Genomic DNA, 8186 nt, shown 5'->3' on the forward strand with positions numbered 1-8186 from the left:
TGGCCATCGGCTTCAACTTCACCTCACACCTCGCGGAGATCCAAGAGGCGGCAAAGCAGCCCCAGTTCGCCGAGCAGATGGAGCGCTTTTCACATCTGCGCGCGGCGTTCGCGGACCAGAAGCTGCCTACGTTCTTCAACAAGCAGGTGTCCTGCATCACCGGACCGTACGACCCGATCCTCGCGCCGTACGACTCGCCGATGCTCGACTTCGAGGGAGAACTCGTCGCGGTCATCGGGCAACGGGTCCGGCGCGCCGACGCCGCCACGGCGCTTGCGTCCGTCGCCGGTTACACAGTGGGCAACGACGTGTCGGTACGAGATTGGCAGCAAGACACCCCAACGATGTGGCCGGGCAAGAGCTTCGACACCCACGGGCCGATCGGGCCGTGGGTCGTCACGGCCGATGAGGTGGATCCCGCGGGTCTCGATATCCGCACGTGGGTCGACGGCGAGTTGCGCCAGGACGGCTCCACGAAGGAGATGGTCACCGGGATCGGCGACATGATCGCGGCGCTGTCCCGCGTCTGCACGCTGGAGCCCGGCGACCTCATCGCCACCGGGACGCCCGGCGGCGTCGGTGTGTTCTCCGGACGGCTGCTACGACCGGGTCAGCGGGTGCGGGTCGAGATCGAGGGTATCGGCGCCATCGAGAATCCCGTGGTCGCGGAGCCCTCCCCCACCAAACCGTGAAGGCTGAGAGAAACTAGGGAGTTGAGCCGATGAGAGGACTCGAGGGCAAGGTGGCCATTATCGCCGGCGCGGCGCCGGGCAACATCGGCGCGGCGACCGCCGTCCGCCTCGCTGAGGAGGCCACGGCCGTGGTGGCAACAGATCTCAACGAGGCGGCGGCCCGTGCCGTCGTCGAGGAGATCCGAGCATCGGGTGGCAAGGCGATCGCCCGAGCGTTCGATATCAGCGACGAGGCGTCCTACAAGGAGCTCGTCGACACCACCATCGGCGAGTTCGGCCGGCTCGACGGCCTATTCAACGTGGCCGCCGACCTCTCGCCGGGCACACTCGCCAAGGACACCGACGTGTTGTCGGTCCCGATCGACGTGTGGCGGCACACCATGACGTCACACTCACCGGCTACATGTACGGCATCCGCCACGCGCTGCCCATCATGATCAGCCAAGGAGGCGGGGCGATCGTCAACACCATGTCAACCAGCGTCTGGATGGGCGAGGAGACGCATGTCGCCTATCAGTCCGCCAAAGCCGAACTGTATGGACTCACCCGCCACACCGCCACGCTCGGCGGCAAGCATGGCGTGCGATGTAATTCGGTCGCGCCAGGAGTGATACTCACCGGGGCGGCGCTGAAGAATACAACCGAAGAGTTCCGCACCGAGATGCTCGATTCGGTTCGGCTGGCTCGCCTAGGAGCCCCAGAGGACCTGGCTGCGATGGTGGCGTTCCTGTTCTCTGACGACGGCGCCTACGTCACCGGCCAGACCATCCTCATCGACGGCGGCACCAACTTCACCTGACCGTAAAGGTCAGCACTGAAAGGATTCTCGTGGGCGGGTGCACCAGGGATCAGTGGTCGACGTGCAGTGGTGCTGACTCCAACTTCCTCTTTGAACTGTCCGCTGTTGCGCGTCGAGTCGCGTTCGACGTCGTGGCGAGATCGTCGATGCGCGCGATAATCCGGTCCGCGATCTGCCGAAAGGGCGTGAAGCTCGGTGTCGTCGAGCCCGTCGATGACAAGGTCTCGCACCGCCGCGACGTGGCCTGGGGCGGCGGCAACGAGGTGCTCGTAGCCGGCCTCGGTGAGGACGGCGTTGGTGTAACGGCCGTCGCTCGGGTCGGGTTCACGTCGGACGTAGCCCCGTTTCTCCAGCCGAGTGATGAGGTGTGACAGGCGCGAGAGCTCGGCGTTGGTGAGTACGGCTAGCTCGCTCATCCGCATCGCGCGGTTGGGCTGCTCGGATATGCCGGCCAGCGCGTAGTACTCGATGTAGCTGAGCTGCGCGTCGCATTGCAACTGTGCCTCCAGTGCCGTGGGCAACCGGGCGAGCATCAGCGTGACGGCCTGCCAGGCCTCCAGCTGCGTCGGGGTCAACCATCGGGGGGATCGGCCCATCGATGCAGTCTAGTCGAGTCACTTGAAGTTTCAGGTCATGTTGGCTAGCGTGACATGAAGATTCAAGTAATTAACCCGATGCGCACCACCGCCCTCATTCAGCACCGAATCGACCGACTCCACCAGAAAAGGGAAATCCCATGAGTGAGTTGAAGATTGCCATCATCCTGGGCAGCACCCGACCGGGTCGCAACGGCAAGGCCGTCGCCGACTGGGTGCTCGCCAAGGCCTCAGGCCGGGAACGCGCCGACTACGACCTCATCGACCTCGCTGATCACCCACTTCCCCACATGGATGAGCCCTTGTCTCCCATGCTGGGCCAATACGCCGGCGAGCACACCAAGGCCTGGGCGGCGACCATCGCCCCCTACGACGGTTTCGTGTTCGTCACTCCGGAGTACAACCACTCGACCTCCGGCGTGCTCAAGAACGCCATCGACTACCTCTACGCCGAGTGGACCAACAAAGCCGCGGCCTTCGTCAGCTACGGATCCGTTGGCGGAGCCCGCGCGATCGAGCATCTGCGCGCGGTTTGCAGCGAACTGCAGATCGCTCACGTACGCCAGCAACTGTCCTTCTCGATGTTCACCGACTTCGAGAACTTCTCCACGTTCCGTCCCGTTGCGGCGATACATGACGATGCCGCCACCATCATGTTCGACCAACTGGAAGCGTGGGCCGGCGCGCTCAAGCCGCTGCGTAACTGAGCAGCCAGACGCACGAGGCTGGGTTAGCCCGCAGGCCGTTACGCGCGGTGCCGTGCGGCGGGTGATCCGCACAGTAGTTCGGAAATCGCCCAAAGTCGCTCGGCGCGAAGAGGATCCGTAGCGTAGGTCGTCGCGCTCTCGCTGATCGCGCAGTCCGTGAGGTAGAGACCGCCCAAACCAGTCAGCTCGTCGGACACCGCTACCCAAACGGAGGTCGCCGCACCCTGTTCTGCCGGCACGATCTCGAGCCTGGGCGGCTCAGCGGCCGGCTCGCTGTCGGCCGTCCAGACGCCCCAGGTGCTTGCCGACATCGTGATCGGCGCGTTGACAACTGCAGTCACCAACTGGTGCGACGACCCCGCCTACGACCTCCCCACGGAGTTTGCGCACGCCGCCGAGGCCCTTCTGAGGATGCTGGCCGCTTGATACGACCCCAGTATCTATCGAGGACGAGCCACCCCGCTGCACCGCAATCCGCTTGTAGTAATAGGCAAAACATATATGCTTATTACTATGGATGACGATGCGGCAGGCTTCGACTACCCGGCGAGCAGCCGATTCGGCACCGCGCTCGCCCCGGCGCCGCTGGTGCTCAGCCAGGAACTGGCCAACACCATCGGCATCGATCACATACCGCACCTGGTGGACCTGCTCGCCGAGGTGGACACCGCGCAGCACTGGATCGACGCAGTCGTGCCGTACTGGTGCGCATCGGTTGACGCAGACGATCCCCATCTACTCATCACCGCGACCGAACTTCCCCGCCTACGAGCCGTCCGCGACACCCTGCGCTCGGTGCTCGGCGACCACGACGACCCCCGCGCCGACGCCGTCATCGTCGGCACTGCCGCCATCACCGCCACCAGCTCAGGCGCGCACCTCGAACCACTCGGCTGGGGTGCCGCGTGGCTGGCGGCGGCCATCGCCATCGAAGCCGCCACTGCCCACGCCCAGGACAGTTTCCGACGACTCAAGCTCTGCCACGAACCGCAATGCCGCACCGCGCTCTACGACCGCTCCAAGAACAACAGCAGGATCTGGCACGACACCACAACATGCGGCAACAAGACCAACGCCCGTGCACACCGCGCCCGACGTCGCCAACAGTCGAGTTAGACACTCCCGCACGCAGTCCCCACCCAAACCCGCCGACGGGCAACCGCACGCCGGCAGCCAACTCAACAAAATGGAGGACCCCATGTCTGACACCTACCGCGCCTGGCAAGCGACGGGACAGCACCAGTTCGAGCTGGTGGACCGCGACGTGGTTGCGCCGAATGCCGACCACGTTCGCATCCGGGTAGCGAGCTGCGGCGTGTGCCATAGCGACGTGCTGGGCGCCGAGGGCTTGCGCCCCGATCCCAGCCAGCCCGTCGTTCCCGGCCACGAGATCGTCGGAACGATAGACGCCGTCGGCGACGCCGTGACCACCTGGAAGGTCGGCGACCGCGTCGGCGTAGGTTTCCTCGGCGGGCACTGCGGGGCCTGCGAGTGGTGTCGCCGCGGGGACTTCGTCAACTGCGACAACCAGCCGCAGCCGGGCACGACCGAAGACGGCGGCTACGCCGAAGTCGTCTACGCCCGAGCCACCGGTCTGGTCAGGATCCCTGCGGAGCTGATGTCGCTGGACGCCAGTCCGCTGCTCTGCGCCGGCATCACCACGTTCAACGCGCTACAGAGCATCGACGCCCCTCCCGGCGCGCTGGTCGGCATCCAGGGCATCGGCGGGCTGGGCCACCTCGGGGTGCAGTACGCCAACAAGCTTGGGTATCGCGTGGCTGCAATCGCCCGCGGCGCCGACAAGCGTGCACTGGCCGAACAGCTTGGCGCACACCACTACATCGACAGCGCGGCAACTGATCCCGGCGCTGCGTTGACCGAACTCGGCGGTGCCGCCGCCGTCATCGCGACCGCCGCCAGCGGGGCCTCGATGTCACCGTTGCTGGCCGGTCTGCGGCCACACGGGCAACTCGTGGTCGTGGGCGCCGCCCTCGACCCCATCGAGGTCTCGACATCCGATCTGATCTTTGGTGGCCGGTCAATCCTGGGGAGCCTGACCGGCACCCCGGTCCAGAACGAGGACAGCTTGGCCTTCAGCTCCGCGAACGGTGTCGCGGCGATGATCGAGAAACTGCCATTCGAGGACGCCCCGAAAGCCTACGAACGGATGATGTCGGGTCAGGCTCGGTTCCGGGTAGTACTCGACGTGGCCGGCAAGTAGGGAATCGAGTTACCAAGAGGCGCAGGAGGCCGGCGCGACCGTGGGCAACCAGCTGAGGTACCTCATGAATGTAGTATCGATGATGTGTAGCATTGCGGATCGGCGATCCGCGCCGCGGCGCCGAAACCATCGTGCGACTCGCCACCGACCCCGCCTTCGCCGAAACCACTGGCGGCTACTTCTCCGTCAAGGACGCCACACCCCTCGCCTGCCCAGAACCCGGACGTAGTACGAGAATTCAGGCCGACCTGTGGGAGACCACGGCCACACTGCTCGACGGATTTCTCTCCTCTGCCGGATGAGAAGACACCGGATGCAGACGGCTCGAATCAGCCCGAGCGGGAGGCGTTCGCGGCTGCCAAGGTGAGCCGGGCGATGCGTTTGGCGGTCATCGCCGCGGTGCGCGCCGGCTCAGCCGTGCTCGCCGTCGCCAACGCTCCGTCGTAGAGGAGGACGAGCGCGTCAGCCAGCGCCTCGGAGTCAGCGACCCCGGTTGCTGCGGCGAGTTCGACGAAGGTCTGCCGGATCCAATCGCGGTACTCCTCGATGGCCTGCTGGTGGGATTCCCCCGCCGGGGCTTCGGCGGCGGCATTGACGAACGGACAGCCGCGGAACCCGGGAAGGGACACATAATCAGCGATCGCATCGAAGATCGCCAGGATCTTCTCGTCCGGATCGTCGACTCCGGCCTGTCGCTCCTCGATGCGCTGCTGCCACGCATGGAGGCGGCCACGAAGATAGGCGGCGACCAGTTCGTCCTTCCCGCCGAAGATGTAATACAACGAGCCCTTGGCTACGCCAGCCTTCGCGATGACGGCGTCGATACCGGTCGAATGGACACCGTCGCGGTAGAACAGCTCATCGGACGCGGCGAGCAGTCGTTCACGCGCCGACGGCCGTTTCGCTGTCTTCGTCGCCACGACAGCAGTTTACCAGACAGACTTGTCTGAACAGCGGGAATCTGCGTCGGCGCACGCGGCAGACGCGCGATCGTGCCCTCAACACTTGCCACCGGCGTTGACAGGGTTGGCAGATTGCGGTTATCTTCGGATTTAGTCAGATCTGTCTAAACGGATCTCGAGTGGACCGCCGGACATCGAAGGGGCGAGAGATGAATCTGATTGCCGAGAGCAACCTCGACGGTGTGTACGTGCCAAGCCCGGTGGAACGCATCCGCGAGCAGGTGGCCGACTATGAAGCCAGCGGCGGCGTCGAGGGCGCAACACTGGAAGGCCGGCCGGTGGTGATCCTGACGTCGGTGGGTGTGAAATCGGGCAAGGTCCGGAAGAACCCGGTGATGCGGATCGTCGACGGTGACCGGTACGTGGCAGTGGCATCCGCGGCCGGGGCGCCCGCAAACCCATCCTGGTACGCCAATCTGGTTGCCCACCCACAGGTCCGACTTCAGGACGGCGCCACCGTCATGGAGTTCCAGGCCCGCGAGGTCAGCGGGGACGAGAAGCGGCACTACAGGAGTGTGGCCGAGCGATTCTGGCCGCACTTTCCCGAGTATCGACAACTCGCAGGCGGACGCGACATCCCGATCATGGTGCTCGAACCCGTCGCGCCGCATCCGTCCGTCGGCAATCCAGCAGAGGAGCGCATCATGGCGTTGGTGCTGGAGGCGTTCGACACGTTGTTCAATCGGCGTGACTACGCGGCGGCGCAACGATTCTGGTCGCCCAACTACATCCAGCACAGCGCGCACATCGAGCCGGGCCGAGACGGCTTGTTCGACCTGATCAAGGCCTCACCGGCGGAGATGCGCTACGAGAACGCGCTGACCATCGCCAACGGCGACTACGTGATGCTGCACGGTCGGTTCTCCAATACCGGGCTGCCGGCCAACTGGATCGCCGTCGACGTCGTCCGCATGCAGGACGGCCTGCTCGCCGAACATTGGGATGTCCTGCAGGACGAGGCCACCGCGGAGGAGTCCAAGAGTGGGCTGCCCATGTTCGGCGACGCCTTCCCGACTCAGCCCTGACGCGGTGACTGCCGCGATGAAGGTCTCCGCCCAGTTCGCCACCTCGCTGCACTCCCCCGAGCACATCGCGGCCGCAGAACGACTCGGTTACGACCGGGCCTGGCTGTTCGACACACCGCACCAAAGCCCCGACGTGTGGATGATGCTCGCGCTGGCGGCCGAACGGACCACGACGATCGGCCTGGGTCCGGGCGTGCTCGTCCCCACCCTGCGCCACCCCATGGTCAACGCCTCGGCCACCGCGGCGCTGGAAGCGCTTGCCCCGGGACGGGTCGCGGTCGCGTTCGGCACCGGCTTCACCGGCGCCCGCGCGCTGGGCGCCGCTCCGAGCACCTGGTCGTTTCTCGCCGACTACGTCCGCACGTTCCGCGCCCTGCTCCGCGGCGAACCCGTCCGATGGCAGAACAGCCTGATGCAGATGCTGCACCCGCCCGGGCACGCACCCGAGCGCCCCATCGAGGTTCCCGTGCTCATCTCCGCGATCGGGCCCAAGGGCGTCAACGTCGCCATCGAATATGCCGATGGGCTGTTCTCCGTCAACGGCGAGACCCGCTACGCCACACAGTTCGGCTGGGCGGCGCTCGGCGTGCACGGCACCGTCCTCACCCAGGGCGAGTCACTGGACTCGCCGCGGGTGCAAGCGGTCGCCGGGCCGGGAAACGCGTTGGCCTACCACGCCGCATACGAATTCGGCGGCGACGTCACCGCACTTCCCGCCGGCGACGTGTGGCTCGACGCCATCAACCAGACGCCGCCTCAGGAGCGACACCTCGCGGTGCACGACCAGCACCTCGTGGGGCTGAACCGCGCCGACATTGCGGCGTGGGATGCGGGCAGTTGGAAGGCCATCACCCAGACCACCCTGACCGGCACGGCCGAACAGATCGGTCGCCGTGTCACCGAACTCGCCGCCCAAGGCATCACCGAAATCATCTACCAGCCCACCGGACCCGACATCATCGGCGAACTCGAGGCCTTCCACGCCGCAGCACGCAACGCCACAAATTCCGCGGCGCAAGACAATTCGCCACGCTAATCGAACCGGAGTGTCGATTACCGCGGAATTGCCAACCCCACCTGAGAATCACGAGAGGCAAACCATGACGGGTACCGAGGAACAGACCAAGTCATTCGTCCTGCACGCATTCGACACCTTGTTCAACAAGCGGGATTACGCAGCGGCG

At 65.6% G+C, this 8186-nt stretch carries 10 protein-coding genes and 1 pseudogene; 9 read left to right on the forward strand and 2 right to left on the reverse strand.

Going from position 1 to position 8186, the window contains the following annotated elements; translation table 11 throughout:
• Both QOI01_RS18425 and QOI01_RS18430 read left to right on the forward strand, forming a co-directional pair.
• A partial coding sequence (locus tag QOI01_RS18425) for a fumarylacetoacetate hydrolase family protein (RefSeq protein WP_526383433.1) occupies window positions 1-692 on the forward strand: 692 nt, incomplete at its 5' end.
• Window positions 693-721: 29 nt separating this feature from the next.
• Window positions 722-1491, forward strand: a pseudogene (locus QOI01_RS18430) (SDR family NAD(P)-dependent oxidoreductase).
• On the opposite strand, the gene QOI01_RS18435 reads toward QOI01_RS18430, so the two are convergent.
• The gene (locus QOI01_RS18435) at window positions 1440-2087 is read right to left on the reverse strand and encodes a MarR family winged helix-turn-helix transcriptional regulator (protein WP_526383435.1); all 648 of its coding nucleotides are present in this window, start codon (window positions 2085-2087) and stop codon (window positions 1440-1442) included. The pseudogene QOI01_RS18430 and the gene QOI01_RS18435 sit on opposite strands and share 52 nt — an antisense overlap.
• A 140-nt stretch (window positions 2088-2227) precedes the next feature.
• Here QOI01_RS18435 and QOI01_RS18440 point away from each other — a divergent pair, with 140 nt between their 5' ends.
• The 5 genes from QOI01_RS18440 to QOI01_RS18460 all read left to right on the forward strand — a co-directional run bounded on the left by QOI01_RS18440 (window position 2228) and on the right by QOI01_RS18460 (window position 5317).
• Window positions 2228-2794 carry an NADPH-dependent FMN reductase gene (locus tag QOI01_RS18440; RefSeq protein ID WP_526383437.1) on the forward strand — a complete coding sequence of 189 codons (567 nt, stop codon included), beginning with the start codon at window positions 2228-2230 and terminating at the stop codon, window positions 2792-2794.
• Window positions 2795-3091: 297 nt separating this feature from the next.
• Complete coding sequence (locus tag QOI01_RS18445; protein ID WP_526383439.1) at window positions 3092-3220, forward strand: hypothetical protein; 129 nt, start codon at window positions 3092-3094, stop codon at window positions 3218-3220.
• A gap of 87 nt (window positions 3221-3307) precedes the next feature.
• Window positions 3308-3910, forward strand: coding sequence for a CGNR zinc finger domain-containing protein (locus tag QOI01_RS18450; protein ID WP_526383441.1), 603 nt, complete (start codon window positions 3308-3310; stop codon window positions 3908-3910).
• 82 nt (window positions 3911-3992) lie between these two features.
• Complete coding sequence (locus QOI01_RS18455) at window positions 3993-5015, forward strand: alcohol dehydrogenase catalytic domain-containing protein (RefSeq protein ID WP_526383443.1); 1023 nt, start codon at window positions 3993-3995, stop codon at window positions 5013-5015.
• 92 nt (window positions 5016-5107) lie between these two features.
• A complete protein-coding gene (locus tag QOI01_RS18460) occupies window positions 5108-5317 on the forward strand; it encodes a hypothetical protein (protein ID WP_526383445.1) in 210 nt (69 codons plus the stop codon).
• 27 nt (window positions 5318-5344) lie between these two features.
• Here QOI01_RS18460 and QOI01_RS18465 read toward each other — a convergent pair whose 3' ends face one another.
• Window positions 5345-5935, reverse strand: a complete 591-nt coding sequence (locus tag QOI01_RS18465; protein WP_526383447.1) for a TetR/AcrR family transcriptional regulator — start codon at window positions 5933-5935, stop codon at window positions 5345-5347.
• 191 nt (window positions 5936-6126) lie between these two features.
• Between QOI01_RS18465 and QOI01_RS18470 the strand changes: the two genes are divergently transcribed.
• Both QOI01_RS18470 and QOI01_RS18475 read left to right on the forward strand, forming a co-directional pair.
• Window positions 6127-7002, forward strand: coding sequence for a nitroreductase/quinone reductase family protein (locus tag QOI01_RS18470; protein WP_526383449.1), 876 nt, complete (start codon window positions 6127-6129; stop codon window positions 7000-7002).
• A gap of 16 nt (window positions 7003-7018) precedes the next feature.
• Window positions 7019-8038 (forward strand): LLM class flavin-dependent oxidoreductase, encoded by a 1020-nt coding sequence (locus QOI01_RS18475; protein ID WP_526383451.1) that lies wholly within the window; start codon window positions 7019-7021, stop codon window positions 8036-8038.
• Window positions 8039-8186 lie beyond the last annotated feature (148 nt).

The organism is Mycobacterium sp. (assembly GCF_032162605.1).
GTDB lineage: Bacteria > Actinomycetota > Actinomycetes > Mycobacteriales > Mycobacteriaceae > Mycobacterium.